The following is a 26,406-nucleotide window of genomic DNA, read 5'->3' on the forward strand; positions in this document are numbered from 1 at the left end:
TTCACCGTCGATCCGGCGTTAGAGATTTATAAGTGAGCGACTTGAGCTTTGGCGGCGTTCACCGCCGATCCGGAAGCAGCTATTTATAAACGGATGTATCGATCCGAGTCGCGATCCGAGTATGGGGGCAACGCCCGCCACTGTCACGCACCCTTTATCAATCGCCCCCGAACCACGGGGCAACCATGGCACGCGCGAGCGCCGGGGCCCGGATCCACTTCGGCTTCTGTAACCTCAGCCTCTCGCACGAGCGGCTGTACGGGGCCCTCGGGCTCGGACTCGCGGAGCCGCGGGTGGTCGTCGACGCCGATCCGGCCGAGACGGTGACGGTCGACATCGACTCGGAACCCGCCGACCTTCCAATCGCCGACTCCCCGACCGCCGACCCCGCAATCCACACCGACGTTCGCGAGTACGCCACCACCGCGGCCGACCTCCTCGGCGTCGACGGCGCCAGCGTCACGGTCCGCCGAACGCTCCCGCGCCACGCCGGGCTCGGGAGCGGCACCCAGCTGGCCGCGGCGACGCTCGCGGCGGTCGCGGCCGCCCACGGGAAGGAACCCCAGGTCCGCAAACACGCCCCGGCGCTCGGCCGCGGCGGGCGCTCGGGCGTCGGCGTCGCCACGTTCGAGGCGGGGGGGTTCGTGCTCGACGCGGGCCACCCCACCGCGCGGTTCACCACCGACCGGCCCGCGGACGGCGAGTGGACCGTGCCGCCGGTGGCCGCCCGCCACGCCGTGCCCGACGACTGGCGGTTCCTGCTCGTCCGGCCGGACGCCGACCCGGGGCGGAACGGCGACGCCGAGGACGACGCGATGCGGACCGCGGTCGAGCGCGCCGAGCCCGGGCTCGCCGACCGGATCGGCGGGATCGTCACCCGGCGCGTGCTCCCCGCGATCGCGACGGGGAACGCCGAGCGCTTCGGCGCCGCCGTGGCGGAGATCGGCCGGCTCAACGGCGCGTGGTACGCCGACGAGCAGGGCGGGGTGTACCGCCCCCCGGTCGGCGACGTGGTCGCGTCGCTGTCGGCGTCCGCGGCCGTGTTCGGCGCCGGGCAGTCGTCGTGGGGGCCGACCGTGTACGGGGTCACGGACGCCGCGAACGCGGGCGCGGCGGCGACCGCCGGCGAGCGCGCGCTCGACGAGGCGGGGGTGAACGGGTCGGTCTCGGTCGTCGAGGCGGCCGACGGCGGGGCGCGGGTGACGGAGTAGGCGGCGGTCGCCCGCCGACGCGACGCCTGCACGAGCAACAACACTAAGCGGAGCGGCCTCCCCATACGGGACATGCCGAGTCTTCCGTTCGGCGTCGCCCGGCTCGACTCGATCCTCGAGGGCGGGGCGCCGCCGGGGAACGTCGTGTTGCTCGCGGGCGAGTCCGGCGCCGGCGCGCGCGAGTTCCTGTACACCAGCGCGGCGATGAACGCCCTCGGGCACGCCGACCCGGAGCTGTTCGACCTCTACTACGGCGACCTCCCCGCGGACGCCGAGCTCCCGGAGGCGGTCCACTACCTCTCGTTTACCGCCGACACGGACGCGCTCACTCGGGAGATGGGGTACACGATGGCCGACGAGATCGTCGACGCCGCGGTCGACGAGATCGGGTTCCGGGACCTCTCGCCGGAGTACTTTCAGCTCAGCCCGATCCCGCGCGACTGGTACGAAGACGAGACGGCGTCGATCACGGAGCTCGGCGACCGCGGCGAGTACGAGGACGTGCTCACCGCGTTCGGCGACTACCTGTCGGCGCACGCCGACGACAGCCTCGTCTGTATCGACTCCGTGACCGACCTCGTCTCGATGGTCGACGAGGACACCGAGTGGAGCGACGTGGCGATGGTGATGAAGGGCCTCAAGAAGGCGGCCTACGACTGGGGCGGGCTCATCCTCGTGCTGGTGAACACCGACTCGCTCACCGACCGCGAGTTCGGCGCGCTGATGGACGCCGCGGGCGGGACGCTCCAGTTCACGTGGGAAAGCGGGGGGTCCCAGCGCGCCCGGACCATGTTCGTCCGCGAGTTCCGCGGGGTCCTCTCGCGGCTGGAGTCGGAGAACATCGTCCGCTTCGAGACCGAGATCCACGAGGGCGGCTTCGACATCAGCGACGTGCGCAAGATCCGGTGACGCCGCGTCTTCGACGGCCCGAATCAGCTCCCGTCCCGAGTATCGATCGGGAGAACGACGCGACAGATTACTTAAGTCTCCCCTCGAAAGGGAGCGTAGATGACGGAGGGCCCGCGATGAGCGACCTCGATCCGACCGACGACGGCGACAGCGCCGCCGCGGCCGCGGAGGCCGACGCTGACGCGGTCGCGGACACCGCGGAGGCCGCGGTCGCGGCCGCCGCCGCCGAGGCCGACGTCGGTCGCGAGGAGCTGCTGAAGCGCGCCATCGTCGCGCTCGCGGAGTCCGAGGGGATCGACGTTCCGGACGCGGAGGAGGTGGCGGCGATCCAGGCGCGGCTCGACGACCTCGACGCCGAGGTCGACGAGAAGGTCGAGGACCTCCGGGAGCGGTTCGTGGAACTGTACCGCGACCTGGAGTCGAAGGCGCCCGCGGACCACGCCCACGAGGAGACGGCCGAGCGGCTGGACGCGGTCGCGGCCGACCTCGACGCGGTCGCCGACCGGCTGGACGAAATCGAGGCCGAGGCGGCCGCGACGGCGACCGTCGGCGAGGCGGTCGAGGAGACGATCGACGCCCTCGACGATCGGCTCGCGCGCGTCGAGTCCCGGCTCGACGAGGTCGGCGACGGCGACGAGATCGACGAGCTGCGCGACCGGACCGAGGCGCTCGACGATCGCACGCAGGACCTCGACGGCCGCGTCGACGAGATCGACGAGAAGCTCTCGCGCGTCGCGAGCGCGGTCGTCAGGGTCCGCCGGCGGCTGGAGGCGGCCGAGCGCGACCGCGCCGACCGCGAGCGGCTCGACGCCCTGACCGCCGCCGCGAACCGCGGGGGCGTTCGGAAGGCCAAGTGTACGAACTGCGGCGAGACCGTCGACATCGGGCTGTTGACGGCGCCGGAGTGTCCCCACTGCGGCCGAGGGTTCGAGGAGCTCGAGCCGAACCCCGGCTTCCTCGGCACCTCGCGGCTGGTCGTCGGGGACCGCCCGGCGCTCGGCGGGGAGGTCCACGGCGACGCCGGCGGCACCGCTGACGCGGCGGGCGGCGGAACGGCAGACAGCCCCGGCGGCGACGTGAGCACCCGCGAGGGCGACGGAGGCGGTGAGCCGTGACCGAGGACGACGCGGCCGGTGACGATGCGGCCGGCGACGACGCGACCGACCCATTCGACGACGAGTCGCTCGGCGGGGGCGACGCGGCCGACGACGCCGACGGGATCGACGACCCCTTCGCCCGGTTGGACGAGGGCGAGCCGGAGGCAGATCCCGACCCCGAGAGGTCGCTGTTCGGCGAGGCGAAGCCGGGGGTCGACGACCGCGATCCGGTCGACGCGGGCGGCGCCGGCGCGGACGATGCCGGCGCGGACAACGCCGCGTCCGACCCCCGACCCACCGCGAACGCGGGTCTGACAGGGGCCGACGACCCGTTCGACGAGCTCGGCCCGGCGACGGGCGAGACCGACGCGGAGCTCGACGAGGCGTTCGAGCGGATGGACGTCGGCGGCGTCGCCGAGGAGGACGTCTGGGAGTCGCTCGACGAGGACGCGGCGGGCGGGGTCGGTGAGTTCGGCGGCGCGGCCTCGGAGACCGGCGCGGCGGGAGCGGGCCTCGGGGGAGACTTCGTCGGGGCCGGCGACGAGCGCGTGATCTCGAAGCGGACGTACTGCCAGCAGTGCCCGCACTTCTCGGCGCCGCCCGAGGTCGCCTGCGGCCACGAGGGGACCACGATCCTCGAGGCCGTCGGGTTCGACGAGTTCCGGGTCCGGAACTGCCCGATGGTCGACGAGGATGACCCGACGTTCGACGCGGCCCGGGAGGAGTAACCGGAACACGGTACGTCTCGCGTTCGCGGAATCGCCGACGGTTTCTGAACACGCTCAAGGGTGTCGGGTCCCGAGAGCGTTCCGTCCGTGAGAATAGTTCGGCGACGGGACGAGACGGGTGTCGATTTCGGTCGAGGAGCGCTGACCGGGGCGATAGGGGATTCGATTACGGTCATCCCGCTGGTCGTCGCGCTCGCGCTGCTGACAGACGTGTCGCTCCCGCACGCGCTCGCCGGGTTCGGGGTCTTCCAGGTCGTCTGGGGGGTCCGGTACGGGCTTCCGATATCCGTCGAGCCGATGAAGGCGCTCGCGGCGCTGGCGATCGCCGGCGCGTTAACGTACGCGGAGCTCGCGCTCGCCGGGCTCGTCCTCGGCGTCCTCCTCCTCGCGATCGGGCTCTCGGGGACGCTCGCGCGGGTCGAACGCTGGATCGGCGAGCCGGTGATCCGCGGGGTGCAGTTCGCGGTCGGGCTGGTGCTGCTCGAGACCGGGATCGACCTCGCGATCGCCGACCCGGTGCTGGCGGCCGCGGGAGTGGCGATCGCCGCGGCGGCCGCGCTCGCCGGCCACGGGAAGGCGAGCGCCCTCGCGGTCGCGGTCGTCGGGATCGCGGTCGCGCTCGTCACCGCCGGCGTCCCGGCGCCGCGCTGGCCCGGCGCGCCCCCCGGCCTCTCCCTAGCGGTGCTCTCCGGCGCGGTCACTCGGAACACGGCCGACGGGATCGCCGCGCAGCTCGCGATGACGATCGGCAACGCCGCGCTGGCGACCTCGCTGCTGTTCGCCGACCTGTTCGACGCCGAGGTCACGCCCGACGAGCTGTCGGCGACCATGGGCGCGACGAACCTGCTCGCGGTGCCGCTCGGCGCGATCCCGATGTGTCACGGCTGCGACGGGGTCGCCGGCAAGCACGCGTTCGGCGCGCGGACCGGCGGCGCGAACGTCGTCCTCGGCGTCGGCTACCTCGCCGCGGTGCCCTTCGCGACGCCCGCGCTCCTCGACGCCTTCCCCGTGGCGATGCTGGGCGCGCTGCTGGCGATCGTGGCCGTCTCGCTCGCGCGCAACGCGCTCGACTCCGAGAACGTCGCGCTCTCGGTCGCGATCGGGCTCGTCGCGCTCGCGACGAACCTCGGCGTCGCGTTCCTGCTCGGGATCGTCGCGCACCTCGCGTGGGAGCGCGTCGGCGAGCGAGCGTCGGGAGAGTAGTCCCTTATAAACAGGTGGAGCGGTGGCGCGTGCCTTCGAGGCCGCCTCGCGGCCGAGAAGCACGCGCGAGGGAGTCGCTGGCGGCTGTCGCCGCCAGCGACGAGGTTGGGGAGGCGTGAGGTGCGGTCGCTGTGCGGGGCGGGACTCAAAGGGGCAGTCGCGAGGCGGCCAGAGGCGACGGAAGCACCGCAGCGAGTGAGCAACGCGAACGAGCGAGGAGCACAGCGAGCGTCTGGCCGCCTCGCGGCTGGGGCTTTGGCGGTCTCGTCAGCGCCGATCAGCGATTTATAAGCGACCGCGTCGTCGTACGGCCGAGCGGCTGGGGCTTTGGCGGTCTCGTCAGCGCCGATCAGCGATTTATAAGCGACCGCGTCGTCGTACGGCCGAGCGGCTGGGGCTTTGGAGGCCTTCGCCGTCGATCCGCAGTCAACCGTTTATAAGCGAGTGGCTGAGGCTTTGGAAGTCGTCGCAGTCGATCTGCCAGCAAGCGGTTATAAAGGAACGATCGCGTCACGATCGGAGCCGACCGCCGAACTACCGATCGCTTATAAAACGTCTTCGAGCGCGTCCATAACCACGTCGACCCGGTCGACCCGCGCGTTGTGGCCCATGTGGCCCACCCGCAGGATGTCGTCGGCCAGCTCGCCCAGCCCGGTCGCGAGGAGCACGTCGTGGTCCTCGCGAAGCGCCTCCTGCAGCGCCGCGGCCCGCCCGGGAACCTCGAAGGCCGTCACCGTCGGGGAGGCGCGCTCCGGGTTCGGGAACGGCTCCAGCCCCAGCGCCGCGCCGCGCTCGCGACACCGCGCGGCCGCCTCCCGGTGTCGCTCTCGGACGGCGTCGAGCCCCTCGTCGAGCCACAGCCCGAGCGCCGCGTCGAGCGCGACCACTTCGGTCGTGAGGTGGGTGTACGGGAACCCCTCGTCGGTGTCCCGCCACGGGAGGAAGTTCGTGTACAGCGAGTGCGGGTCCCGCGCCTCCATCGCCGCCCACGCGCGGTCGCTGATCGCGGCCGTGGTGAGCCCCGGCGGCGCGCTGAAACACTTCTGGGACGCCCCCAGACACACGTCGATCCGGTCGGTGGGCACGCGAACCCCGCCGAGCGACGAGACGGCGTCGACGACGGTGAGGATCTCCCCGTCGGCCTCCGCGAGGAGGTCGAGCGCGGGGCCGAGGTCGTTGAGCGTCCCCGTCGGCGTCTCGCAGTGGACCATCGTCGCGACGTCGAACGCATGGTCGTCGTCCGCGAGGACCGACTCCAGCTCCGCGAGCGGGAGCGGCTCGTCGTAGTCGGCCGCGACCAGCGTCGCCTCGCCGCCGTACGACTCGACGAAGTCGGCGAACCCGTCGCCGTAGAGCCCGTTCGAGAGGCACAGCACCTCGGTCCCGGGCTCGACCAGCGAGGCGATCGCGGCCTCCAAGCCGAGGATCCCCTCGCCGCCGGGGACGACCACGTCGCGGGTGGGCTCGTCGACCGGTTCGGCGCCGGGCCCGTCGGCGTCGCCGCCCGGATCGACCCCGTAGACCGTCGCCAGCCGGTCGGTCAGCCGGTCGTAGATCCGGTGGAACTCGGGGTCCACGTCGGGGTTTATCAGCTCGCGGCTCATCGCGTCGCGGACGGCGTCGGGGACCGCGGTGGGTCCCGGCGTCATGAGCATACGCCGTCACTCGCTTCCATCGGCATAAGGGCGCCGTCGCGGCCCCTCCTCCCCCGCGGATCGCCCGTCCGCGTCGACGACGCACCCTGCGCCACCCACCCGTGTGCCACCGGCCCGTGCGCCGGGGTCACAGACCTGCCGATACGTTAATACGTTTCTGTCGCCTGCGTTACGACGATGATGCTTCCGACCCACGTGCTCGGCGGGATGCTCCTCGCCGCGCCGCTGGTGCGCGTGGCACCGGAACTCGCGCCGATCGGGTTCGTCGCGGGGTTCCTCGGCGGGCTCTTCCCGGACCTCGACATGTACGTCGGCCACCGGAAGACGCTCCACTTTCCCGTGTACTACAGCCTGTTCGCGGCGGTCGCCCTCCTCGCGGCCCTGATCGCGCCGTCGGCGGCGACCGTCGGCGCCGCGCTGTTCCTCCTCGGCGCGGCCCTCCACAGCGTCGCCGACATGTACGGCGGCGGGCTGGAGCTGCGCCCGTGGGAGGGGAACTCCGACCGGGCCGTGTACAACCACTACCACAAGACGTGGATCGCCCCGCGACGCCTCGTGCGGTACGACGGCGCGGTCGAGGACCTCGGGCTGTCCGTGGGGCTCGCGCTCCCCCTCCTGCTCTTAGTCGACAGCCCGCTCCGGCAGATCGTGCTCGGCACGCTCCTCGTCGCCGCCGTGTACACGATGACGCGGCGGTACCTCGCGGAACTCGCGGCCCAGATCGCTCCCTACGCACCGGAGGCGCTGTCGCCGTTCCTCCCGGACCGGTACGTCGACGACGACCCGAAGCGGTAGCGGGGAAACGGTAGAGGAGAAGCCGTAGGGCGGAGACCGGGACAGACCCCTCAGTCGAGCCCGTCGATCGCGCGCGCCGCCTCGAGCACCTCGTCGTGGAGGTGTCCGTTCGAGACGACGAGTCCCGTGGAGTCGTGTCGCCAGCGGGTTCCCTCCAAGTCCGTCGCCTTCCCCCCCGCCTGCCGGACCATGAACACGCCGGCGACGGAGTCCCACGGGTTCGCGCGGAGGTTCGAGATCGTCCCCTCCAGCCCGCCGGCCGCGACGGTCGGGAGCACGACCTGCGCGGCCCCGAGGCGGCGCAGGTCGCTGAAGCGACGGACGATCGCCTCGCAGGCGGCGGCGTACTCGTCGCGGGAGTCGTGGTCCCACCACAGCGTGGGGTCGACGGTCCCCCGGCGCGGGTCCGACACGTCGCTGACGTGCATCTCCTCGCCGTTGCGGTACGCGCCCTCCGCGTCGGCGGTGTACACGTCGCCCAGTGCGGGCGCGACGGTGGCCGCGGCGACCGGCTCGCCGTCGACGACGGCCGCGACCGCGGTCCCCCACACCCGGATGTCCCGGACGTAGTTGTGGGTGCCGTCGATCGGGTCGATCACCCACGCGGCGCCCGACTCCGGGACCGTCTTGCGCTCGTCCTCCTCCTCGCCCACGATCGCGTCGTCCGGGAACGCCTCGCGGATCTCGTCGATGACGGTACGCTGGGCCGCCCGATCCGCCTCCGTCACCACGTCGTCCTCGCCTTTCGTCTCCACGTCGATGTCGCTCCGGAAGCGCTCGTTCGCGACGGCCGCGCCCGCCCGCGCCGCGCGCTCCGCGACGGCGGCGCGCTCGCCTGTGTCGGTCATGGGCGTTCTGCGACGCCCCGCGGCGTATAAACGTCGATCCCGCGAGCGGCCGGACCGGGAATAATTAACTCAGTTCCGAATCTGAGTATACTTAAGTGCGTCCGGGGCGGACGGACGCGTATGGAACCCGAAGAAGCGGTCCGCCAGCTCGAGTACGCCATCGACGCCTCGCTCGACGACATCGGCCAGCGCGCCGCCGCCGGCTACCGGCCCACCTTCGAGCGCGTGGCCGACCGCGCGGACGGCACCGCGGTGTACGAGCTCGCCAGCCGACTGTCCGCGTCCGTCGTCGACGGCGACCGGCCGAGCCCCGCGGCCGCGAACCGGCAGGCCGACCGCGTACTGGACGACCGGGCGTTCACGGACGGCGGGGAGTAGGTCCGGATCGCGGCGAGACAGTGTTCGACTCGCGTGGAGAGCGCTCTTTTAGTTAGGCCGTGAATCCGGAGCCACAGCCGCGTCGACGTTGGAGCAGTCACGCTCCGACTCAGACGTGATAACTCGCACACAGGATTCAAATACGCGCTTCGCGGAGCGGAATTATGGGAGCGAGACGCGGTGGTGGGGTTTATGAGTACATACGCGAGGACCGAGCGGTCTCGAAGGTCGTCGGCGTCGTGTTGATGACGGCGATCGTGATCGTGTTGGCAGCGACCGTGGCGACGATGCTGACCGGGTTCGCCGGAATGTTAAGCGATCCGGCACCACAGGTGGTGTTCTCGTTCGAGTACGACGACGATGTCGAAGACCCAAACACCGAATACCACCCCAGTATTCCCTCTGGTGCTGAGGAAGTTCTCGCGGTTCGGCATGCAGGCGGTGAACAACTCGATCCTGACCACATCGAAGTTATCACTCGAATCACGACCGACGATGGAGACGTTATCGAACATCGGGATCTGTGGTCAGAAGCGTCGACAGGTGAGGATTCGGCGCTTACTGTCACCGGAGCGATGTACCCGTATGCGGGAGGGAGCCACAGTCTCAAAGGAGGTAACGTGACCATCCTCTGGCAGGATCCGGAGACTGATACCGGGGTTATCCTCAAAAAATGGGACGCTCCGCCGAGAGACGAGGAGTGACCGCGGCTATTGACCCGAAACGCCGTCGTCTTCCTCTTCTCCCTCGTTGTCGAGCACGGTGACGCCGTCGTCCGGCTCTTCGTCGGAGGCCGTAATCGTGGCGTCGAAGTCGAACTCCTCGTTGTTGTCGAACTCCGGATCGACTCCCTGGGTGTCGATCAGAGTTCCAATTTCCGCCGCTTGACCGGGTTCAAGCTTGACGACCGCAGACTCTCCATCTAGCAGAGAGTCATCCGTTTCGGCGACGTAGAAGCCAATCTCTCCGATATCTTGGTCGCCGTACGTCTTCTCGAAGTCACTCTCAAAGAACACGTCCTGTGTTCCCTGATTGGTTACCCGGAAGAGCCGATCGAACAAATACGTCGATTTACTGCCAGGACCGCGACCGTTGCTGTCGTCACCGACATCTTCGTCGAAACTGAGACGGATCTCACCTCGTTCTTCATCATCGGTGATCGTTTGGTCGATCGGTTCCATTGCCAGTAAGGCCTCGTCCTCATCGGCAATGTTGACGTTGACCGTCCGGGTTGCTTCAACGCTGGTGAACGCGCCAGTACCCATCGCGGTGCCGGCAGCGGTGACTCCGAGCGTGGCGAGGAGGGTACGTCGTTTCATGCGTTATCACCTCTGTTGACATCGACGCCGACGATGGTCAGCGTGTCAATAATACCCTCTCCCGGAGTGACCCCATCGGTAGTAGCGACGAGATCGACCACGAACGAGTTACCGTCTTCGAGCGTGATCCCGTTGTTCTCGTCGTCGAGCGGAGCGTCGGTCTCCGGGTCGTCCTGTCCCCGGTAGAAGCTCACCGCGTCCGGATTTCCGTCTCCATCTCCTTCGAACGATTTCTCGAAGTGGATATCGACCTCGTTCCGGCCCAAGTTGCTCACTTGGAACAGGTTCGGGATGGTCGTCACCGCGTCCACGTTGAGCGCAGTGACGTTCAGATCGAGGCGTCCGGTGTCTTCGTTTACCAGGGCGAAGGGATCGTCCTGTGCCAGAGGCGTTCGACTGCCGTTTTCGGGATCGTCGATCGGATCGCCGTTCGCGTCAACTGGCTGAAGTGCGAGGTACGCCTCCGTGTCATCACGAACGTCGATATCAACCTGGCGATCCGCCTCAACGCTCGTGAACGCACCCGTACCCATCGCGGCACCGGCGCTGGCGACGAATCCGCCGAGACTGAGGATGGCGGTACGTCGCTTCATGAGTCGTTCACCTCTTCGGCATCAGCGATAATCGTCACTTCGAGACCGCCACCACCGAATATATCGGTGTTAAGCGTCTCAATTTTATCTTCTGTCTTTGTGTCAACAGCGAATCCGAGTGCGAACGATTGACCCGGCCCAATGATCGGTCTGCTTCCTGACGCCTCGTCAAGCAGGTTCAATCGGCCACTCTGACCCGGGACATTTGTCGCGAACAGCTCGAACGGATCCCCCGGAGAGAGGTTTGGTGACGTGACCGAGACCTCCACTTCCTGTGTTCCCTGATTTTCGACTGGAAACACTTCTTCGAGGGTAGTGCTGGCAAACGGACTCACACCAGCACCGTCAAAATCACCCTCAGCATCAGGCGCAACATCGATCTCGATTATTCCGTCGGACTCCGTGGCGTATTCCGAATTCGCATAATTTTGATCATCCGGATCGAGTCGGAGAAACGCCTGTGCGTCCGAGGAGGTCTCGATCGAGATGCTTCTCTCGGCGCTGACGCTGGTGAACGCGCCAGTTCCGAGAGCCACGCCCCCGGTACCGACGAGCAGACCAGCGCCCGCGAGGACACTACGCCGTTTCATTGGTGCTACCAGTTAGTCCTGATTCCCGCCGACGCGCTCGGCGATGAAGGTGAAGGTGCCACTTTCGACCTGATCAAGGCTATTCCCCTTCGGAACGTAGATCCCAATGTTCGTTGCCGCGTCACCGGGGGAAAGAGTCGTGGTCTGACCGCTATCTGTATCACTCAGGCCAGTGTTGTCGCTGGAGTCTCCCTGCGAATTTTCGGCATAAATGCCCAGGAAGCCTCCCTGTGAAGCGATCAGATCTGATTCGACAGAAAGAACGACCTCCTGAGAACCGTTGTTTTGGATATCGATCAGGTTGTCGAACGTAGACTTTGCATTTTTGTTGATACCGGAAGCACTCCCAGCAGTATCGTCAGACTGTGTGAAATCAAAGCTCACCGTATTGTCACCGGTGATCTCGACATATTCCTGTGCGTTTGGAGTCACGTTACCGTCACCGTCAGTTGCCTTCTCGAAGCTCAAGAATGCGCCCGCGTCACCAGCAGTTTCAATAGAAATACTGCGGTCCGCCCTAACACTCGTAAACGCGCCCGTACCCATCGCGGCCGCGCTTCCAGAAGCCAATGCACCCAGGCCAACTACGAACTTACGACGTTCCATGGTTGTGTGTCCGCGACCCGAGCTCGCGGGGACCGTCCCGCGCTGAGTCGCTTCACTCCACCCATGCCACTATACCCATATCGTTATGACACGCTCGTGGTGACCACAGGCGGATCCGGAACTTACACGACCGCCTCTCGTGTGTCCACAATCACACCCTGAACACCGATCGATCCGTGATCGAGTACGCCTCGATGTCGCTCATCTATGTGTGCTGAAACGACCGGATTCGCGGGTTTCAGTCGGGTTTCGATCGGTTCAAGCAGTCCTTGACGTCCGAGAAACCGACGCATGAAGCCGGTTCGATCCGAACCTATCAGATACAGTATCACTCCCCTTTATGTAGTCCTATACACAGGATCCTGTTAACCGCCGAACAGGAGGTCGCCGGCACGGCCTCGGTCGGCGAGCGCCACACGATGCTCTCGATGAGTCAGACGGGAACGACGACCGACGTATCGCTGCCGGAACAGGAGATCTTCGAACTGCTCGCGAACCGCCGCAGGCGCTTCACCATCCACGCCCTCAAGCGCGCGGGCGAGGCGATGGACGTCGCCGAGCTCTCGACGCGCATCACAGCCTGGGAGACCGGCACCGATCCCGACACGATCACCTACGACGACCGCCGGAACGTCCACACCGTCCTCACCCGCACCCACCTGCCGAAGCTCGACGAGCACGACGTGGTCGAGTACGACGCCGAGGCGAAGGTCGTCGAGCCGACCCCCGCGCTGGAGGACCTCGACGTCTACATCGAAGTCCTGCGCGGGAGGGAGATCCCCTGGAGCATGTACTACCTCGGGCTCTCGGGCGTCGCCGCCGCGCTCCTGCTCGCGGTCGCGGTCGGCGTCCCCGGCCTCGCGCTGCTCGAGCCCCTCGACGTGAGCGTGTTCACGGTGACCGCCTTCGCCGTGAGCGCCGCGACCCACTACTACTACGGCGAGCGCGCCCGCCTCGGCAACGAGGCGAAACCGCCGGAGCTCCGCGACCGGCAGTGAGCCCGGCGCGTCGAAGCCGCGATGCGACGGGGGAAACCCGGAACCGGATCGAAACCCGGACCCGATCCGGTCGACGCCCGGTAACGGCCGATCGATTCCGGTAAGGGCCGATCTACTCACCCGGTAAGGACCGATCGACTCCCCCGGATCGACCGGTAACCCGGGGTTTCGTCCGTGTCACATGTTAGCGATCGGCTCATAACTTAGTGGGTATCCGGCGTAACGCCTCGCAAATGAGCGCGACGAGCGAGGTGATAGACCGCCTTCGGCAGCCCGAATACGTCGGTGAGAACCGGTGTGTTCCGTGTACCGTCGTCAACTCGATCATCGCCCTCCTCCTGGCGGGCGCCGTCGCCCTCGCGTGGCCCCCGGCCGGGGCGGGCGTGCTCCTCCTCTCCGCGGCGGCCATCTACCTCAGGGGGTACCTGGTTCCGGGAACGCCCGAGCTGACGCGGCGCTACCTCCCGGAGCGCGCCCTCCGGGCGTTCGGGAAAGAGGAGACGATCGTGCGTCGGCGGAGCCCGGCCGCCGAACCGACCGAGGCGGAGCGCGACGTCCCGGATGCGTCAGACGGCGGCGACGACGCCGGCGCCTCAGCCGTGTCAGACGCCGCTGACGACTCAGACACCGCTGAGGTGTCGGCTCCCGCGGACCCCTCCGAGGTCGAGGCGATGCTCCGGGAGAGCGGCGTCGTCGAAGACGACCCGGACGCCGACGACCTCCGGCTCACCGCCGAGTTCCGGGAGGTCTGGTGGCGGCGGATCCGGCGGTTCCGCGGCGACGACGAGGCGGCGAAGCGCCGTCTCGGGGCGGTTCTCGACCTCGATCCGGACGTGCTCGGGTTCGAGGCGGGCGACCGCGGTCGGTTCGTCGTGACGCTGGAGGGGGACCCGATATCGCGGTGGGACTCGGACGCCGCCTTCTACGCCGACCTCGCGGTCGAGCCCACGCTCCGCGAGTGGCTCCCCGACTGGGAGGGGCTCGGCGACCGCCGCCGGACCGAACTGATCGCGGGGATGCGCGCGTTCCTGGAGTCGTGTCCGGCCTGCGAGACGACGCTGACGCAGGTCGAGAACGTCCGGAAGTCCTGCTGTTCGAGCGACGTGGTGGGCGTCGACGTCGACTGCGAGGCCTGCGGCGCCCGCGTGTTCAGCGGGACGTACCGGTGACGGGGCCAAATCGGTGACGGGAACGAACCGGTGACAGGAGGGGCGAATTGGACCGCGAGAAGGGGAACCTCGCCGAGCCCACCGACCCTCCGAGTCTACTCGCCCGCGAACCGCTCGTCCGCCTCGTCCCATTCAAATTTCACCGACGCGAGCTCGTGGTCCGGACAGGGATCGCTCGGTTCGCGGGGTGTCTCGCTCCGGAGCACTTCCTTGGCAGGGACGATCCAGTCGTCCGGCGCGGTCGCCGCGTCGCGCGTGGTTATCACCCCCGACGCGGGCACGTCCGTCGCCACGAGGAACCGCTGGTCGCCCGGCGGGACGCCGGGGCCGCCGCCGGTGAACAACACGACCTCGTCGAGGGGCACCGCGGCGTCGAAGGCGACGCTCACGGGACCGCCCGCGCTCCCGTCCGCGTCGGCCCCCTTGCGCTCGGCCGCCTCGACATCGTCGAGACCCGGCTCCGACTCGTTCCCGAAGGCGACGAAGCTGATGTCGGGGGGCGCGCCGCCGTCGTCTTCTCCGTCGTCGGTGCCGTCGCCGTCGCCCCCGCCTCCGCCGTCACCGCCGTCGACTGCACACTGTCCGTCGGTGTCGGCGACGATCCGCAGGCGGTCTCCGTCGAGCAGGGAGGTGTCGTTTGTCCCGTCGATTCCGAACGTCCGCGTCTGGATCCCGACGCAGACCGATTCGCCGACCGGCAGACTCACCGCCGACTTCGGGTCGTCAGGGTCTGCCGAAGCGGGGTCGAAGACGAGGGCGTCATCGAGCGCCGAGGAGCCCTCGTCGCGCGCGCCGGCCTGATAGAACACGACGGACGGATCGCCCGCGTCGAGCCCGCCGCCGGACTCCGGCATGTCGACCGGGTCGTACTCCAGATCGACGCAGGTGCGCGTTTTCCCCTGGTTGCTGATCTGGAAGACGCCGTCGAACGACGTGATCGCGTCCCCGTTGACGCCGGTGCCGCCGGCGCCCGACGGCCCCATGTCGATCGCGATGCGACCGCGGGCGTCGAGGCCGACGAACTCGGAGTTCGGCGTCGGGTCGCCGTCGTCGCCCCGACAGGCGTCGAAGCCGAGGTACGCCTCCGGGTCGCCGACGACCTCGACGCCCACCTCGCGCTGCGACGCGACGCGGGAGAACGCGCCCGTGCCGATCAGGGCGCTCCCTCCGAGCGAGACGGCGCCGGTGCCGAGGATGAACTCCCGGCGCTTCATCGATACCCCCTCCCGAGTCGTGCCGGTGTGATATCGGTCATGGCCCTACCTGTCGGCCTCGTACTCGTCGAACGGTTCGTCGCCGGCGCTCGCGGTTCCCAGCGTCGTCGGCGCCGACACCTGTACGCCCTCGACGGTCATCGCGTCCGGCTCCTCGCCCGCCACCGCGACGGCGACGTTGTCGATGTCGGCGACGCTCGCTAACCCGCCGCCGAACGGGAACAACGTGAAGAGGACGCCGTCGACGCCGGGGTTCCCGATCACGAAACACCCCGTCCCCGAGTCGAACTCGATCGTCGCCGACGCGAGGGAGTCGGAGCCGGGGTTCCACGTGGTCGGCGACTCGTCGAACTCACCGTGGTGATCGGTGACCTGTACCCCGATCGGCGTCTCCCCGTCGGCGTCCGCCTTCTCGACGCAGACCTCGACTGCGTTCGTCGCACTCGCTCCGTCGTCGAGCGCGTCGACCGCGCCGAGGGCGTCGAACTGAGACTCGAGCTCCGTCTCCGGGTCGGCGTTCGGCACCAGCGAGATCGCGCCGGAGTCGGTCGGCGGACTCTCGTCCGTGACGGTCGCGTCCGCGACAGCGACGATCTCTTCGTCGAACAGCGTCGTCCCGCCGGTCGCGTCGACCCCGTGGGTCTCGGTGCGGACCCCGACGGTGAGACACTCGCCGAGCGGGATCGTGACCGCGGCGTCCTCGCCGACGAGCGACGACTCCTCACCGGGGGCGCCGTCGCCGTCCGGATAGTGGTAGAAGTCGAGCGGCGCGTCAGACGCCGCTCCGGGCGGGAACGCGTCGTCGTCGAACTCCCGAACGTGGAACGCGGCGTCCGCTTTCCCCTGGTTGCACACCTCGAACATGGCGTCGAACCAGGTCGTCGAGTCGGAGTTGACCCCCTCGCCGGGCTCCGCGTCCGGTCCGTCGAAGTCGTCGTGGTCGCTCACGTCGATCGCGAGGTGCCCGTCCCCGTCGATCGCGACGTAGTTCTCGCTGTTGAGCGACCCCGTCGCCGAGAGTCCGAGGTACGCGTCGGGGTCCTCGGCGACCTGCACCGTCACGTCGCGTTGCGACTCGACGCGGGAGAACGCGCCCGTCCCGAGCAGGGCGCTCCCACCCACCGAGGCGGCCCCGACGCCGAAGACGAGGTCTCGTCGGTGCATGGTCGATCAGCTCGACGGCGCGGTGTAGGAGCCCTGCTCGTACAGCAGCCCTTCGTCCGGGTCGTCGACCTCGACGTCGACGGGGCGGTTCGACCCGTCCGTCACCGGGTTCGTGGTCGTGTACGACAGCACGTACGCCTCGTCGGTGATCGAGGTCGTGATGTCATTGATGACGGGTGTGAGGCTCGAATCGGACGAGAACTCGATCCACGTCCCGTCGTCGACGTTGTCGGCGATGTCCTTCTTGTTGACGGGGTACCCGGTCGCGTCCGGAGCGACCGCGTAGTAGCTGAAGTTCCCGTCGTTGAGGAACCCCTCGACCTCGGACTGGCTGAACCGCGTATGGTCTTCGGTCTCGTCGTGTGCACCGACGTCGGTGATGTCGATCAGCACCCGCTGTGCCCCGGAACGGAACGCGGAGAGCTCCGCGCCGTCGCCCTGCTGTGCGGCCGCGTTTCCGGTGCCGACCGCGATCGCGTCCACGTTGTCTTCTGCCGCGTCGCCGCCGCCGGACGCGGACAGCCCGTCGACCGCGGTCTGGAAGTTCGCGGCGTCCGTGAAGTCGGTGTCGACCTCGACGATGTCCTTGAACGAGACGAGCGCGTATCGGGCGTCGACGCCCTCGTTTTCGAGATCCGTCGTGAAGTCGTTGACCTCCGCTTTCAGGTCGTTTATCGCCCCGCCCATGCTCGCGGTGTCGTCGAACACCACGACGATGTCGACCGCACCGCCCGACTCGAAGTCGACGCTCTCGACCGTCTGTCCGCAGCCGTCCTCACACACCGCGAAGTCCGACGCGGTGAGGTCGCCGGCGTTCCCGGCGGGGGTGTCGACCCGGATCCGAGCGTCGATGGCGGGGAACCCCGCCCCCGGTTCGGGACCGGCCGACAGCAGGTTCGAGAAGGGGTCGTCGGTCGATCCCGGCGTGAACGAGCACTCGGGACACTCGGGCTCCGGCCCCGGTTCGCCGGCGAAACAGTCACCGTCGACGTCGGCGGCGACGGTGACCTCGCCGTCGAACAGCGGGGCGTCGTCGGTCGCGTCGACGTCGAACGTCTCCGTCCGGAGGCCGATCGTCACGCACTCCCCGAGCGGGAGCGGGAGGGGGTCGCCCTCCTCGATGTCGACTCGACCGCTCGTCGTGGGGTCGCCGTCGCTGTCGCCGTCGTAGTAGAAGACGAGTTCGGCGTCCTCGCGCCCGAAGTCGTCCGGCGCGGTGTAGGAGACACAGACGTCTTCTTTCCCCTGGTTACAGATGTCGAACATCCCGTCGAACCAGGTTCGGGAGTCGGAGTTGACGCCCTCGCCGGGCTCCGCGTCCGGCCCGTCGAAGTCGTCGTGTTCGCTCACGTCGATCTCGAGGTGTCCCTGCTCGTCGAGATCGACGTAGTTCATGCTGTTCGGTGTTTCGAGGGGCTGTAACCCGAGATACGCGTTCGGGTCTTCGGCCACCTGAACCGTTACGTTTCGCTGTGACTCGACGCGGGAGAACGCGCCCGTCCCGAGCAGGGCGCTTCCACCGACGGAGGTGGCTCCGGCACCGAGGATGAACGTTCGTCGTTTCATCGTGAGTCGTGTTCGCTTCTGATCGTCGACTCGGTCGTTCGCACGCCGAGCGTACCGCAGTCAGTCGTCGTTCGCTGTGCTCCTGTCCGCTCGACGGGTGTCGGGTTCGGCGTTCGCGGGAGCCGAGGCCCCCCGAATTGAGACGGGGAGGACCGAGACGCGCCGACGCGCCGGCGACGATCGGCTCTCCGATCACCCCGGAGAGCCGCGTCCGCCGTGTCGGCGTCTCGGATCACCGCGTCTCACCCCGAACACTCTTCGAGGTCGCCGAGGTTCCCGACCTCCCACTCGTCCTCCGAGATGATCTGGTAGTCGCTGAGATCGACCTCGGTGACGAACGCGTCCGACGGGACCACGTCGTACAGGTCGGCGACGGCGTCGTCGAACGCGTCCGCGAGGTCGGCGAAGTCCGACACGTCCCGGACCTCCGTGTACCGGGCCTCGGTGAGCGCGTCCAGCGAGCCCGTGGAGTCGGTGGGGAAGAAGTCGTCGACGGCCGGGTCGAGCGTGACGAAGTTGGAGTCGTCAGCGGTCCAGTCGTCACGCGTCGGGTAGGGGACGTCCCCCGGGTCGCACTCCGCTTGCGTCCAGTAGACGATCCCGCGGAGCGGGAGTCCGGTGTCGGCCGAGAACCCGGCGGTCTCACCGGGATCGAGCGGGTCGCCGTTGTCCATCACCATGTCCTCCTCGTCCGGGCTGTCCAAGATCGCGAATCCGACGCTGTCCATGTCGGGCGCGGCGTCGCCGACGTTCGTCACGTCGAAGGCGGTCGTCCCCGGGAACTCGTCGCCCTCGTCGGGGGACTCCTGGTAACAGTCGATGAACGCGTCGAGTTCCGCACACTCCGGCTCCGCCCTACACGCCTCTTCGCCGACGTCGGCGACAAGGCTGACCTCGCTGAGCAGCTCGTCGCCGGCGCCCGGCGCGGTGATCTCGTAGTCGTCGTCCTCGCGCGTGTACACCTGAATGCCGACGCAGACGCAGTGACCGACTTCGAGCAGGATCGAGTCGTCGACCCCCGTGAGCGTCTGGAGGTCGGGGTCGTCCTCGACGAGGTCGCCGTCCTGGAACGCCAGCTTCTCTGGCGTCGTCGTCTCCGGTTCCTCGTTCACGTAGAACGTGACGCGGTCGGGGTCGGCGCCGTCCTTCTCCGAGATCCACAGACAGACGTCCTCCTTGCCCTGGTTACAGAGCTGGAACACGTTGTCGAACCAGCTGATCGACTCGGAGTTGACGCCGGAGCCACCGTTGCCCGACTCCCCCATGTCGACTCTGAGGTGGCCGAGGTCGTCGAGGTCGGCGAAGCTGGAGTTCGGCGTCTCGTTGCCGTCCCCGTCGATGCAGTCGTTCATCCCGAGGTAGGCGTTGTCGTCCTCGGCCACCTGGATCGTGACCGAGCGCTGGGCGTCGATCCGGGAGAACGCGCCCGTGCCGATCAGGGCGCTTCCCCCGGCCGCCGCCGAGCCCGTCCCGAGCAGGAACGATCGTCGCTTCATGGTCGCTTCTCCGTGTGTGTCATGGTTGGTGGATCAGTCGCCAGCCGGCTCGCCGGCCTCGGGCGAATCGGCCGTGATCACGACTTCCCCGTCGATGAGCGGCGAGCCGTTCGTGGCGTCGACGCCCTTGGTCACGGTGCGGACGCCGATCTCCCGGCACTCGCCCACCGCGAGCGGGACGGTGTCGCCCTCTGCGACGAAGATCCGGTCGCCTTCGTCGCCGGGGTCGTCGCCGCCCTCGGAGATGTAGTAGAAGCCGACGACCTGCTCGTCGTACCCGTCCGCGGGCGCCGTCCAGTTGCCGCCGATGTCCCGATCCTCCGGCGGGGCGGGCAGCTCGTAGCTGATGTCCGCCTCGGCCTTGCCCTGATTACAGAGCTGGAACATCCCGTCGAACCAAGTGAACGAGTCGGAGTTGACGCCCTCTCCGGGCTCGGCGTCCGGTCCCTCGAAGTCGTCGTGCTCTCCAACGTCGATGTAGAGGTGGCCGTTCCCGTCGGTGTCGACGTAGTTGTTGCCGTTCGGCGTATCCATCGGGACCATCCCGAGGTACGCGTTTGCGTCCGTCGCGACCTCGATGCTCACTTGCCGCTGCGATTCCACTCGACTGAACGCGCCGGTTCCGAGAGCCGCGGCGCCTCCCGAGGCCGTCGCGCCCAATCCGATGACGAACTTGCGTCGTTGCATTGGTCGTGTCACCCGTGGTGTGCGCCCCGGCCCCGATCGTTCGACCGGACGGACCCGCCGTCCGACCGGTCGGATTCGATCGCGGCGCCGGAGCGCTCGATACCGACATCGGAAGGGTGTCACTTTATTATGAGATTCTCGCTAACACAGCACACGAAGCACGCTGTCGGAGCGATCCGACCACGCGACCGGACAGTCGCCGCTCTCTGGAGGAGCGATCACCGGTCGTTCGAGGAGCGATCCGCCCCATCCGCGGGTGGTCAACGGCGATTCAAACCCGTACGACGGCCTGAAAACCCGGTTCGAGGCGAGTCGTTCCCGGCAAAATGATCTTGTTCCGCAGAGACGGATTCATAAATATGTCGGAAGATAAATATTTTCTGGTTAATTATCCTACCTATTTATGGGCCCCCAGTGAGCATTTCCCCATAGAACCGGCAACAGTAGCCGATAAACAGCGGGGGAGGGGCGAATCTGGTGTTCACCGGATGAACGCGATCACAGGAACCACCGACAACCGAGGCGGGGCCGACCGCGAGATCTCCAGCGAGGACGTCTTCGAGATCCTCTCGAACCGGCGGCGGCGGTTCGTGATACACGCGCTCAAGCATGCAGACGAGCCGCCGGACGTCTCGGAGCTGTCGCGGTACGTCGCCGCGTGGGAGCTCGACGTCGACGCCGATGAGGTGCCGTACGAGTACCGCCACAACGTCCACAGCACCCTCAAGCGCACGCATCTCCCGAAGCTGAGCGAAACCGACATCGTCACCGTCGACGAGGACGACACCGTCAGGCCCGCCCCCGGACTCGAACGCATCGAGGTGTACGTCGAGGTGCTGCGCGGCAGGGAGATCCCGTGGAACAGCTACTACATCCTCCTCTCGGCGCTCTCGGTCGCGCTCCTGTTCGCCGTCGCCGTCGAGGCGCCGGGATTCGCCGGGTTCACTCCCCTCGCCGCCGGCGCGTTCACCGCGACCGCCTTCGGGATCTCGGCGGCGGCCCATCACGCGATCGGTCGCCGAACGCGGCTGGGAACGACGGAGAGACCGCCCGCCGCCCGTCGGAAGCGATGAACCGAACTCGGTCGGTGGGCCTCACTCTCGCGCTGTTCGCGGCTGCGGGACTGGCGTTCGGGAGCCTCTCCGCCGTCGACGTCACGAGCGACCGCGGCGTCGACGTCGGCGTCGCCGGGGCGAACGAGGACCCGTACCTCGGGTTCGAGGCGGTGAACCGCAGCGCGGGGGGCAACGGCGACGCCGTCGTCACCGTGGCGTACGAGAACCGGTTCGGGGTTCCCCTCGACGGGATCGAGATCCGCGTCACCCGCGGCGCCGGGGAAGAGCCGATCGCGACCCCCGAGATCGGCGGTCCGATCTCCGCCGGCGGGTCGGCGACGGTCGACGTGACCGTCGACTGCGGGAAGTCGGGAGGGGACGCGCTGACGTTCCGCGCCGACGCCGCCGGTCCCGGCGTCCGCGCGTCGACGACCCAGACCGTGGAGGACGCCTGCGACGCGGTCGGCTGACGGGATCTACGCCGACACCTCGACCCGCTCTCCCAGTTCGGGCGCGGTCGCGTCGAACCCGTCCTCGCGCAGGGCCGCCGCGAACGACTCGCAGCGGTCGCCGTGGTTCACGAGCACCCGAGCGCCGCGGTAGGCGCCCAAGAACGACTCGAGCCCGCCGCGGTCGGCGTGCGCGGAGAAGTCGAACGACTCGACGCGCGCGCTGACGGGACGGACGGTGCCGTTTATCGCCAGCCGCCCGTGCTCCTGTAGCTCCCGCCCGGGCGTTCCCTCGACCTGATACCCCGTCAGCGTCACGAGGTTGGTCGGGTTCGCCCGGATCGCCGGGAGGTACGAGTGGACGGGGCCGCCGGCGAGCATCCCCGAGGTGGTGACGATCAGCCCGTTGTCGCCGGCGATCCGCTCCCGCTGGCCGTCGCGGCCGGTGACGAAGCGCGCGGCGCCCGCCGCCCGGCGGAGCGCCTCCGGATCGCGCAGGAACTCGGGATACCGGCGGACCAGCTCGGTCACCTCGATACCCATCCCGTCGACGTACGGCGTCAGGTCGTTTGCCTCGGCGACGAGCATGAGCTCCTGGGTCCGTCCGATCGCGAACGCGGGGGCGACGACGGTGCCGCCCTCCCAGATCGCCGTCTTCACGCGCTCCGCCCAGCGGTCCTCGACGGCGCGGCGGTCCTCGTGGGTCACGTCCGCGTACGTCGACTCGCAGATCACGGCGTCGGCGTCGGGCCGCGCGGTCGTGCCGGAGACGAGCCGCTGGTCGTCGGTGTGGAAGTCGCCGCTGTACAGCAAGCGTGTGTCTCCGTCATCTATCAGGACGTGTGCCGACCCCGGAATGTGGCCGGCGTTGAACAGCGTCACCTCGTAGGCGGTGCCGCCCGCCTCGACGACGAACGGCTCCTCGTAGGCCTGCCGTTCTTCGACCTCGCCGAGCCGCGCGACGTGCTCCTCCGAGAAGGGGCAAAGCGGACTATTGCCGTGGAGTTTCAGGGTGTCGCGGGCCAGCGTCCGCGCGAGTTCCGCGGTCGGCGGCGTCCAGTGGATCGCGGGTCGCCGGTCCCCCTTCAGGAGGGCCGGCACCGCGCCGACGTGGTCGAGATGGCCGTGCGAGACCACCACCGCGTCGGGCTCGGGGTCGCGGAGGGGGTACTGCGGGGGGTCGGCGGTCAGCAGGCCGTAGTCGACGAGGAGCGCGTCGTCGACGAGGACGGCGCTCCGACCGACCTCGCGGGCGCCGCCGAGGAACTCGACCTCCATGCCGGAACCCACTCGCCCGGCGCGTTAGTGCTCGTCGGTCCCGGCGTCTCCGCGTCGCGATCCGGACGAGCCGAGCCCCGGACTGAGGACCGGCAGGGGTCCGACGACCCACACCCACGCCGCGAGCATGAACGCGCCCGGCAGCTCCGGGAGCGCGAGTCCGGACACCGGCCACCAGCCCGCCGCGAACGTCGCCCAGACGGCGACGTGGACGGGAGCGAACGCGAGGGCGAGGCGTCCGGTCGCCGTCCCGCGCCGTGCGAGGCCGTCGATCGCGAAGACGACCGTGATAAGCGCGTAAAACCCGATCGCGGCCGGGCCGTGGAGCGGCTCCGTGAGGTCGAAGACCCCGACGCCGGCCATCGCGACCATCGCGAGCGCGAGGACGCCGGCGCGGGCCCCGTCCGTGATCCCGGCTTCCGACGACGAGCACCGGAGGCCGAGGGCGTAGCCGACGCCCGCGGCGCCGCCGAGGATCAGCCCCCAGTTGAACGCGGGGGCGCTCCGGTCGCGGACCCCCAGATCGGAGAGCGCGTCGGTCGTCCACGAGAACGTCGGATCGAGGAGAATCGCGGCGGCGATCCCGCCGAGCGCGAGCAGGGTGGCCACGGCGCCGAGCGCTCGGGTGGCGGCGACCGCGTCGCCGCCGGCGTCGGCGGTGAACATCGGAGAACGGCTTCAGTCGAGGCGCTCCGCGGCGTCCCGTTGGACCAGCGGGTCCGCGTTCTCGGCGGGGAGCGTGACCACGTCCTCGCTCGCGAGCTCGTACTCGCGCTCGTCGACCCCGAATATCGCGCCCACGTCGCGGGTGATCCGGACCGTGGCGCGGGCGGGGGCGTCGTCGGACGACGCGGCGTCGACCGGCGCGTCGCCGGCCGGTGTGTCGTCGGCGGGTGTGTCGGCGGCGGGTGTGTCGTCGGTGTGTGCGTCGTCGGGGGCGGCGCCGCCCTCGGCCGGCTCGTCGTCGATCGCGGCCGGATCGGGGTCGTCGCCCGCGTCCGAGCCAGGTGCTCCGGGGGGAGCCGGCTCCGGCGGAACCGGGGTGGGTCCGTCGCCCGCGGTCGGGTTGACACCGGCGGTCGAGGGCCCGGCCGCCGGGGCCCCGCCGTCGGTGGTGGCGTCGAGGGCGTCCGCCACCTCCTCGTCAGAACCGCCCATGGCGCCGGCGAGCGCGTCGGCGCTCCCCTCGGCCGCCGCGCTCCGGCCGCTCCCGCCGTCCCCGTCCGACGGCGCGTCGGGCGGCGACTCAGCGGCGGAGTCGGGCTCGGGTGCGGGTGCGGGCGGCTCCGGCGCGGACGGCTCTGGGTCCGCCGTGGGGGCCCCATCTGTCGCATCCGCCGTCGACTCGGTCGTCACGTCCGTCGGAACCGCCTCGTCGCGCTCGGGCGAGGCGGGGGGTTCCTCGCCGGCGAGCACGTCGAGCACGCGCGACTTGTTCTCGCCGATCCGGTCGACGAGATCGTCGAACAGCTGTCGCTCCTCCGTGGTCATGCCGTCCTCGTCGACCGGCATGTCCGCCGCCGCGAACGACGCGAGCTTGACGACCTTGCCGACGCGGCGCTCGTACAGCGCCTCCGCGACCTCCTCGGCGGTCTCGACCTCGTCGGACATCCGCCGCACGTCGTCGTCGGAGAACGGCTTGTCGACCTGCTCGGCGCGGCGGTCGCGGGCCGCGCGCAGGTCGGCGACGTAGGCGGCGACGTCGTCGTAGAAGGAGTCCCGCAGGTGCTGGAGGCTGTCCTTGCGGCGTTCCTTCGCCTGGGCCGATCTGAGCTCGTCGAGGTTCATCGTTCGGGGGCTTTCCGCGCCTCGCCGCGGGCCATCAGGAAGACCCCCGCGAACTCGGGCACGGTGTTTCTACCGGGTTCAACTCTAACGCGCTCGCCGTTTAATTCTACCGTCCGATCGGCGTCAGTCTCGATCTGAATTTCGCGGCCGACGAACCGGTCCGGCACCGCGTCGCGGAGCGGATCGAATTCGTCGAGCTCGACGCGGTCGATCGGCGTGACCACGAGCCCGGACCCGCCGTGTAGCGTGCCCGGGAGCCGGATGAGCCGCCGGGTGTCGGTGGTGACCGGCTCGTCGATCGGCGCCGTGTCGGTCGCGGTCACGCGCGCGGCGAGCGCGGAGACCAGCCGGCGGACGCCGGGGCCGCCGGCCTCCACGTTGCCCTCGCGGACCGCGGTGGGGTTGCGGTCGAAGGCGCCGAGGATCGTCTCCGCGCGCCCCTCGCCGATCCCCTCCAGCTCCGTCAGTCGCTCGCGGGCGTCGGCCTCGTCCATGTCGCGGAGGTCGTCGGCGTACTCGACCAGCGCCTCGTGGACGCGCGCGCCCCAGCCGCCCTCGGTCCGCAGGACGCGCTTCGTCGTGCCGCGCTCGGAGACCGTCCGGATCAGCCCCTCGGTGTCGAGGTCGATCGCCCGCACGTAGTCGACGATCTCGCGGCGCGCGTCGCTGTTCAGCTCCCGGACGCCCTCGTCGCGGACGTGGACGTGATACCCGCGTCCGCCGGAGAAGACGACGGTGAGGTCCTCGAACGCGAAGTCGTCGTCGAGGAAGTCGAGCAGGCGGAGGAGGGCCTGCTTGCACTCGGCGAGCATCTCGGGGTACGAGGTCGTCTCCGGGTCCACGCCGGGGAGGTGGTCGGCGTCGAGGTCGAAGATCAGGTCGGCGGAGCGCCACCCCTTCTGCGACATCGTCGACGCGCCGGGGTCGTCGTAGCGGGCGGCCGAGAAGTACGCGTGCCGGGGCGCGTTGTCCGCGAAGAACGTGTCCACGTCGCCCAAGTCGTACAGCGACTGGTGGCGGAGCATCGTCGTGCCCGACCCGGGAGTCCACGGGATGTGGCCCCACTCGCGGAGGTTCGCGTCCGGCGGGAGCGCCGGCGAGGCCCGGCGGTAGTAGTCGCCGAACCGGCCCTTGAGGTACTCGCGCGTCCGGTCGTCCATCGTCTCATCCGGTACCGGCGGTCGACGTATCAACGTATCGTTCCGGACGGGCGCGGACTGAGCGGCATAAGCGACCGGAGGACGATGACGCCCGCGACGGTTGGACCTCCCGGTGGCGCGTGCCTGCGAGTGGCCGCCGCAGGCGGCCGCGAGCCAGCACGCGCGAGGGAGTCGCTGGCGGCCGAACGAAGGGAAGGCCGCCAGCGACAGGGCGAGAGCGAAGCTCTCGCTTGCAACCGGACGTAGTCCGGTGACGAGGCTGGGGAGGCGTGAGGCTGCGGTGCTGTGCGGTGCGGGGTGGGACTCAAAGGGGCAGGCGGGAGGACACCACAGGCGACGCAAGCACCGCAGGGAGCGAACGAAGTGAGCGACCGAGGAGCGCAGCGAGCGTGTGGTGTCCTCCCGCCTGGGGCTTTGGAAGTATTCACCGTCGGTACGTCGACAATGACC

At 69.1% G+C, this 26,406-nt stretch carries 27 protein-coding genes; 12 read left to right on the forward strand and 15 right to left on the reverse strand.

Features of this window, described 5'->3' with window-relative positions; genetic code table 11:
* Positions 1–185: 185 nt before the first annotated feature.
* The 5 genes from CK500_RS11945 to CK500_RS11965 all read left to right on the forward strand — a co-directional run bounded on the left by CK500_RS11945 (position 186) and on the right by CK500_RS11965 (position 5,148).
* Entirely contained in the window at positions 186–1,211 is a 1,026-nt protein-coding gene (locus CK500_RS11945; RefSeq protein ID WP_095637448.1) for a beta-ribofuranosylaminobenzene 5'-phosphate synthase family protein, read from the forward strand.
* Positions 1,212–1,283: 72 nt separating this feature from the next.
* Positions 1,284–2,120: an RAD55 family ATPase gene (locus tag CK500_RS11950; RefSeq protein ID WP_095637449.1), complete on the forward strand. Its 837-nt coding sequence runs from the start codon at positions 1,284–1,286 to the stop codon at positions 2,118–2,120.
* A 116-nt stretch (positions 2,121–2,236) separates the two neighbouring features.
* Positions 2,237–3,235, forward strand: a complete 999-nt coding sequence (locus tag CK500_RS11955) for a hypothetical protein (protein ID WP_095637450.1) — start codon at positions 2,237–2,239, stop codon at positions 3,233–3,235.
* Positions 3,232–3,945: a hypothetical protein gene (locus tag CK500_RS11960; RefSeq protein WP_095637451.1), complete on the forward strand. Its 714-nt coding sequence runs from the start codon at positions 3,232–3,234 to the stop codon at positions 3,943–3,945. The genes CK500_RS11955 and CK500_RS11960 overlap by 4 nt, the downstream gene beginning before the upstream one ends.
* An 87-nt stretch (positions 3,946–4,032) precedes the next feature.
* Positions 4,033–5,148 (forward strand): putative sulfate/molybdate transporter, encoded by a 1,116-nt coding sequence (locus tag CK500_RS11965; RefSeq protein WP_095637665.1) that lies wholly within the window; start codon positions 4,033–4,035, stop codon positions 5,146–5,148.
* Between the two features lie 545 nt (positions 5,149–5,693).
* Here CK500_RS11965 and CK500_RS11970 read toward each other — a convergent pair.
* Positions 5,694–6,803, reverse strand: coding sequence for a pyridoxal-phosphate-dependent aminotransferase family protein (locus tag CK500_RS11970; protein WP_095637452.1), 1,110 nt, complete (start codon positions 6,801–6,803; stop codon positions 5,694–5,696).
* A 177-nt stretch (positions 6,804–6,980) separates the two neighbouring features.
* Between CK500_RS11970 and CK500_RS11975 the strand changes: the two genes are divergently transcribed.
* Positions 6,981–7,598, forward strand: a complete 618-nt coding sequence (locus tag CK500_RS11975) for a metal-dependent hydrolase (protein WP_095637453.1) — start codon at positions 6,981–6,983, stop codon at positions 7,596–7,598.
* Between the two features lie 50 nt (positions 7,599–7,648).
* Here the strand turns inward: CK500_RS11975 and CK500_RS11980 are convergent, their stop codons facing one another.
* Positions 7,649–8,446 (reverse strand): inositol monophosphatase family protein, encoded by a 798-nt coding sequence (locus CK500_RS11980; RefSeq protein WP_095637454.1) that lies wholly within the window; start codon positions 8,444–8,446, stop codon positions 7,649–7,651.
* A 120-nt stretch (positions 8,447–8,566) separates the two neighbouring features.
* On the opposite strand from CK500_RS11980, the gene CK500_RS11985 reads away from it, so the two are divergent.
* Both CK500_RS11985 and CK500_RS11990 read left to right on the forward strand, forming a co-directional pair.
* Positions 8,567–8,824 carry a hypothetical protein gene (locus tag CK500_RS11985; RefSeq protein ID WP_095637455.1) on the forward strand — a complete coding sequence of 86 codons (258 nt, stop codon included), beginning with the start codon at positions 8,567–8,569 and terminating at the stop codon, positions 8,822–8,824.
* 164 nt (positions 8,825–8,988) lie between these two features.
* Positions 8,989–9,528 carry a type IV pilin gene (locus tag CK500_RS11990; protein WP_095637456.1) on the forward strand — a complete coding sequence of 180 codons (540 nt, stop codon included), beginning with the start codon at positions 8,989–8,991 and terminating at the stop codon, positions 9,526–9,528.
* 6 nt (positions 9,529–9,534) lie between these two features.
* Here CK500_RS11990 and CK500_RS11995 read toward each other — a convergent pair whose 3' ends face one another.
* Genes CK500_RS11995 through CK500_RS12010 form a run of 4 tightly spaced genes read right to left on the reverse strand, consistent with a single transcriptional unit; the run spans position 9,535 to position 11,932 of the window.
* Positions 9,535–10,143, reverse strand: a complete 609-nt coding sequence (locus CK500_RS11995; RefSeq protein WP_095637457.1) for a hypothetical protein — start codon at positions 10,141–10,143, stop codon at positions 9,535–9,537.
* On the reverse strand, positions 10,140–10,676 hold the full coding sequence (locus CK500_RS12000) for a hypothetical protein (protein ID WP_158224044.1): 537 nt from the start codon (positions 10,674–10,676) through the stop codon (positions 10,140–10,142). Before CK500_RS12000 ends, CK500_RS11995 begins: the two co-directional genes overlap by 4 nt.
* A gap of 56 nt (positions 10,677–10,732) precedes the next feature.
* On the reverse strand, positions 10,733–11,326 hold the full coding sequence (locus CK500_RS12005; protein WP_095637459.1) for a hypothetical protein: 594 nt from the start codon (positions 11,324–11,326) through the stop codon (positions 10,733–10,735).
* A gap of 12 nt (positions 11,327–11,338) precedes the next feature.
* Positions 11,339–11,932 (reverse strand): hypothetical protein, encoded by a 594-nt coding sequence (locus tag CK500_RS12010; RefSeq protein ID WP_144049554.1) that lies wholly within the window; start codon positions 11,930–11,932, stop codon positions 11,339–11,341.
* Between the two features lie 419 nt (positions 11,933–12,351).
* On the opposite strand from CK500_RS12010, the gene CK500_RS12015 reads away from it, so the two are divergent.
* Positions 12,352–12,930 carry a DUF7344 domain-containing protein gene (locus tag CK500_RS12015; RefSeq protein WP_095637461.1) on the forward strand — a complete coding sequence of 193 codons (579 nt, stop codon included), beginning with the start codon at positions 12,352–12,354 and terminating at the stop codon, positions 12,928–12,930.
* Between the two features lie 233 nt (positions 12,931–13,163).
* Positions 13,164–14,099 (forward strand): hypothetical protein, encoded by a 936-nt coding sequence (locus tag CK500_RS12020; protein WP_095637462.1) that lies wholly within the window; start codon positions 13,164–13,166, stop codon positions 14,097–14,099.
* A 95-nt stretch (positions 14,100–14,194) separates the two neighbouring features.
* On the opposite strand, the gene CK500_RS12025 is transcribed toward CK500_RS12020, so the two are convergent.
* From CK500_RS12025 to CK500_RS12045, 5 genes are all read right to left on the reverse strand, one after another.
* Positions 14,195–15,313, reverse strand: coding sequence for a hypothetical protein (locus CK500_RS12025; RefSeq protein WP_095637463.1), 1,119 nt, complete (start codon positions 15,311–15,313; stop codon positions 14,195–14,197).
* Between the two features lie 45 nt (positions 15,314–15,358).
* Complete coding sequence (locus CK500_RS17425) at positions 15,359–16,477, reverse strand: hypothetical protein (protein ID WP_198951556.1); 1,119 nt, start codon at positions 16,475–16,477, stop codon at positions 15,359–15,361.
* A 6-nt stretch (positions 16,478–16,483) separates the two neighbouring features.
* Positions 16,484–18,043 carry a VWA domain-containing protein gene (locus CK500_RS12035; protein ID WP_095637464.1) on the reverse strand — a complete coding sequence of 520 codons (1,560 nt, stop codon included), beginning with the start codon at positions 18,041–18,043 and terminating at the stop codon, positions 16,484–16,486.
* Positions 18,044–18,285: 242 nt separating this feature from the next.
* The gene (locus tag CK500_RS12040) at positions 18,286–19,539 is read right to left on the reverse strand and encodes a hypothetical protein (protein WP_095637465.1); all 1,254 of its coding nucleotides are present in this window, start codon (positions 19,537–19,539) and stop codon (positions 18,286–18,288) included.
* Positions 19,540–19,572: 33 nt separating this feature from the next.
* Positions 19,573–20,226, reverse strand: coding sequence for a hypothetical protein (locus CK500_RS12045; protein ID WP_233139155.1), 654 nt, complete (start codon positions 20,224–20,226; stop codon positions 19,573–19,575).
* Between the two features lie 488 nt (positions 20,227–20,714).
* Between CK500_RS12045 and CK500_RS12050 the strand changes: the two genes are divergently transcribed.
* Both CK500_RS12050 and CK500_RS12055 read left to right on the forward strand, forming a co-directional pair.
* Positions 20,715–21,299 (forward strand): DUF7344 domain-containing protein, encoded by a 585-nt coding sequence (locus CK500_RS12050; protein WP_095637467.1) that lies wholly within the window; start codon positions 20,715–20,717, stop codon positions 21,297–21,299.
* Positions 21,296–21,751 carry a hypothetical protein gene (locus CK500_RS12055; RefSeq protein ID WP_144049555.1) on the forward strand — a complete coding sequence of 152 codons (456 nt, stop codon included), beginning with the start codon at positions 21,296–21,298 and terminating at the stop codon, positions 21,749–21,751. The genes CK500_RS12050 and CK500_RS12055 overlap by 4 nt, the downstream gene beginning before the upstream one ends.
* Positions 21,752–21,757: 6 nt before the next feature.
* Here the strand turns inward: CK500_RS12055 and CK500_RS12060 are convergent, their stop codons facing one another.
* From CK500_RS12060 to priS, 4 genes are read right to left on the reverse strand one after another with little or no spacing between them, the layout of a single operon-like run.
* Entirely contained in the window at positions 21,758–23,008 is a 1,251-nt protein-coding gene (locus tag CK500_RS12060; protein WP_095637469.1) for an MBL fold metallo-hydrolase, read from the reverse strand.
* 24 nt (positions 23,009–23,032) lie between these two features.
* Positions 23,033–23,674, reverse strand: coding sequence for a DUF998 domain-containing protein (locus CK500_RS12065; protein ID WP_095637470.1), 642 nt, complete (start codon positions 23,672–23,674; stop codon positions 23,033–23,035).
* 12 nt (positions 23,675–23,686) lie between these two features.
* Positions 23,687–24,796: a DNA replication complex subunit Gins51 gene (locus tag CK500_RS12070; protein WP_095637471.1), complete on the reverse strand. Its 1,110-nt coding sequence runs from the start codon at positions 24,794–24,796 to the stop codon at positions 23,687–23,689.
* A complete protein-coding gene (gene priS / locus CK500_RS12075; protein WP_095637472.1) occupies positions 24,793–25,956 on the reverse strand; it encodes a DNA primase small subunit PriS in 1,164 nt (387 codons plus the stop codon). The genes CK500_RS12070 and priS overlap by 4 nt, the downstream gene beginning before the upstream one ends.
* Positions 25,957–26,406 lie beyond the last annotated feature (450 nt).

Source organism: Halorubrum salipaludis (genome assembly GCF_002286985.1).
Lineage (GTDB): Archaea > Halobacteriota > Halobacteria > Halobacteriales > Haloferacaceae > Halorubrum > Halorubrum salipaludis.

Excerpts from the sequence above, each read along its gene's own strand:
- CK500_RS12040 (WP_095637465.1), bottom strand. The coding sequence starts at position 19,539 with ATGAAGCGACGATCGTTCCTGCTCGGGACGGGCTCGGCGGCGGCCGGG.
- CK500_RS12050 (WP_095637467.1), top strand. The coding sequence starts at position 20,715 with ATGAACGCGATCACAGGAACCACCGACAACCGAGGCGGGGCCGACCGC.
- CK500_RS12015 (WP_095637461.1), top strand. The coding sequence starts at position 12,352 with ATGCTCTCGATGAGTCAGACGGGAACGACGACCGACGTATCGCTGCCG.
- CK500_RS12045 (WP_233139155.1), bottom strand. The coding sequence starts at position 20,226 with ATGCAACGACGCAAGTTCGTCATCGGATTGGGCGCGACGGCCTCGGGA.
- CK500_RS12060 (WP_095637469.1), bottom strand. The coding sequence starts at position 23,008 with ATGGAGGTCGAGTTCCTCGGCGGCGCCCGCGAGGTCGGTCGGAGCGCC.
- CK500_RS12025 (WP_095637463.1), bottom strand. The coding sequence starts at position 15,313 with ATGAAGCGCCGGGAGTTCATCCTCGGCACCGGCGCCGTCTCGCTCGGA.
- CK500_RS11975 (WP_095637453.1), top strand. The coding sequence starts at position 6,981 with ATGATGCTTCCGACCCACGTGCTCGGCGGGATGCTCCTCGCCGCGCCG.
- CK500_RS11970 (WP_095637452.1), bottom strand. The coding sequence starts at position 6,803 with ATGCTCATGACGCCGGGACCCACCGCGGTCCCCGACGCCGTCCGCGAC.
- CK500_RS12055 (WP_144049555.1), top strand. The coding sequence starts at position 21,296 with ATGAACCGAACTCGGTCGGTGGGCCTCACTCTCGCGCTGTTCGCGGCT.
- CK500_RS11980 (WP_095637454.1), bottom strand. The coding sequence starts at position 8,446 with ATGACCGACACAGGCGAGCGCGCCGCCGTCGCGGAGCGCGCGGCGCGG.
- CK500_RS11990 (WP_095637456.1), top strand. The coding sequence starts at position 8,989 with ATGGGAGCGAGACGCGGTGGTGGGGTTTATGAGTACATACGCGAGGAC.
- CK500_RS12020 (WP_095637462.1), top strand. The coding sequence starts at position 13,164 with ATGAGCGCGACGAGCGAGGTGATAGACCGCCTTCGGCAGCCCGAATAC.
- CK500_RS11950 (WP_095637449.1), top strand. The coding sequence starts at position 1,284 with ATGCCGAGTCTTCCGTTCGGCGTCGCCCGGCTCGACTCGATCCTCGAG.
- CK500_RS11945 (WP_095637448.1), top strand. The coding sequence starts at position 186 with ATGGCACGCGCGAGCGCCGGGGCCCGGATCCACTTCGGCTTCTGTAAC.
- CK500_RS11995 (WP_095637457.1), bottom strand. The coding sequence starts at position 10,143 with ATGAAACGACGTACCCTCCTCGCCACGCTCGGAGTCACCGCTGCCGGC.
- CK500_RS11955 (WP_095637450.1), top strand. The coding sequence starts at position 2,237 with ATGAGCGACCTCGATCCGACCGACGACGGCGACAGCGCCGCCGCGGCC.
- priS (WP_095637472.1), bottom strand. The coding sequence starts at position 25,956 with ATGGACGACCGGACGCGCGAGTACCTCAAGGGCCGGTTCGGCGACTAC.
- CK500_RS12010 (WP_144049554.1), bottom strand. The coding sequence starts at position 11,932 with ATGGAACGTCGTAAGTTCGTAGTTGGCCTGGGTGCATTGGCTTCTGGA.
- CK500_RS12000 (WP_158224044.1), bottom strand. The coding sequence starts at position 10,676 with ATGGGTACGGGTGCGTTCACGAGCGTTGAGGCGGATCGCCAGGTTGAT.
- CK500_RS12005 (WP_095637459.1), bottom strand. The coding sequence starts at position 11,326 with ATGAAACGGCGTAGTGTCCTCGCGGGCGCTGGTCTGCTCGTCGGTACC.
- CK500_RS17425 (WP_198951556.1), bottom strand. The coding sequence starts at position 16,477 with ATGCACCGACGAGACCTCGTCTTCGGCGTCGGGGCCGCCTCGGTGGGT.
- CK500_RS12070 (WP_095637471.1), bottom strand. The coding sequence starts at position 24,796 with ATGAACCTCGACGAGCTCAGATCGGCCCAGGCGAAGGAACGCCGCAAG.
- CK500_RS12035 (WP_095637464.1), bottom strand. The coding sequence starts at position 18,043 with ATGAAACGACGAACGTTCATCCTCGGTGCCGGAGCCACCTCCGTCGGT.
- CK500_RS11985 (WP_095637455.1), top strand. The coding sequence starts at position 8,567 with ATGGAACCCGAAGAAGCGGTCCGCCAGCTCGAGTACGCCATCGACGCC.
- CK500_RS12065 (WP_095637470.1), bottom strand. The coding sequence starts at position 23,674 with ATGTTCACCGCCGACGCCGGCGGCGACGCGGTCGCCGCCACCCGAGCG.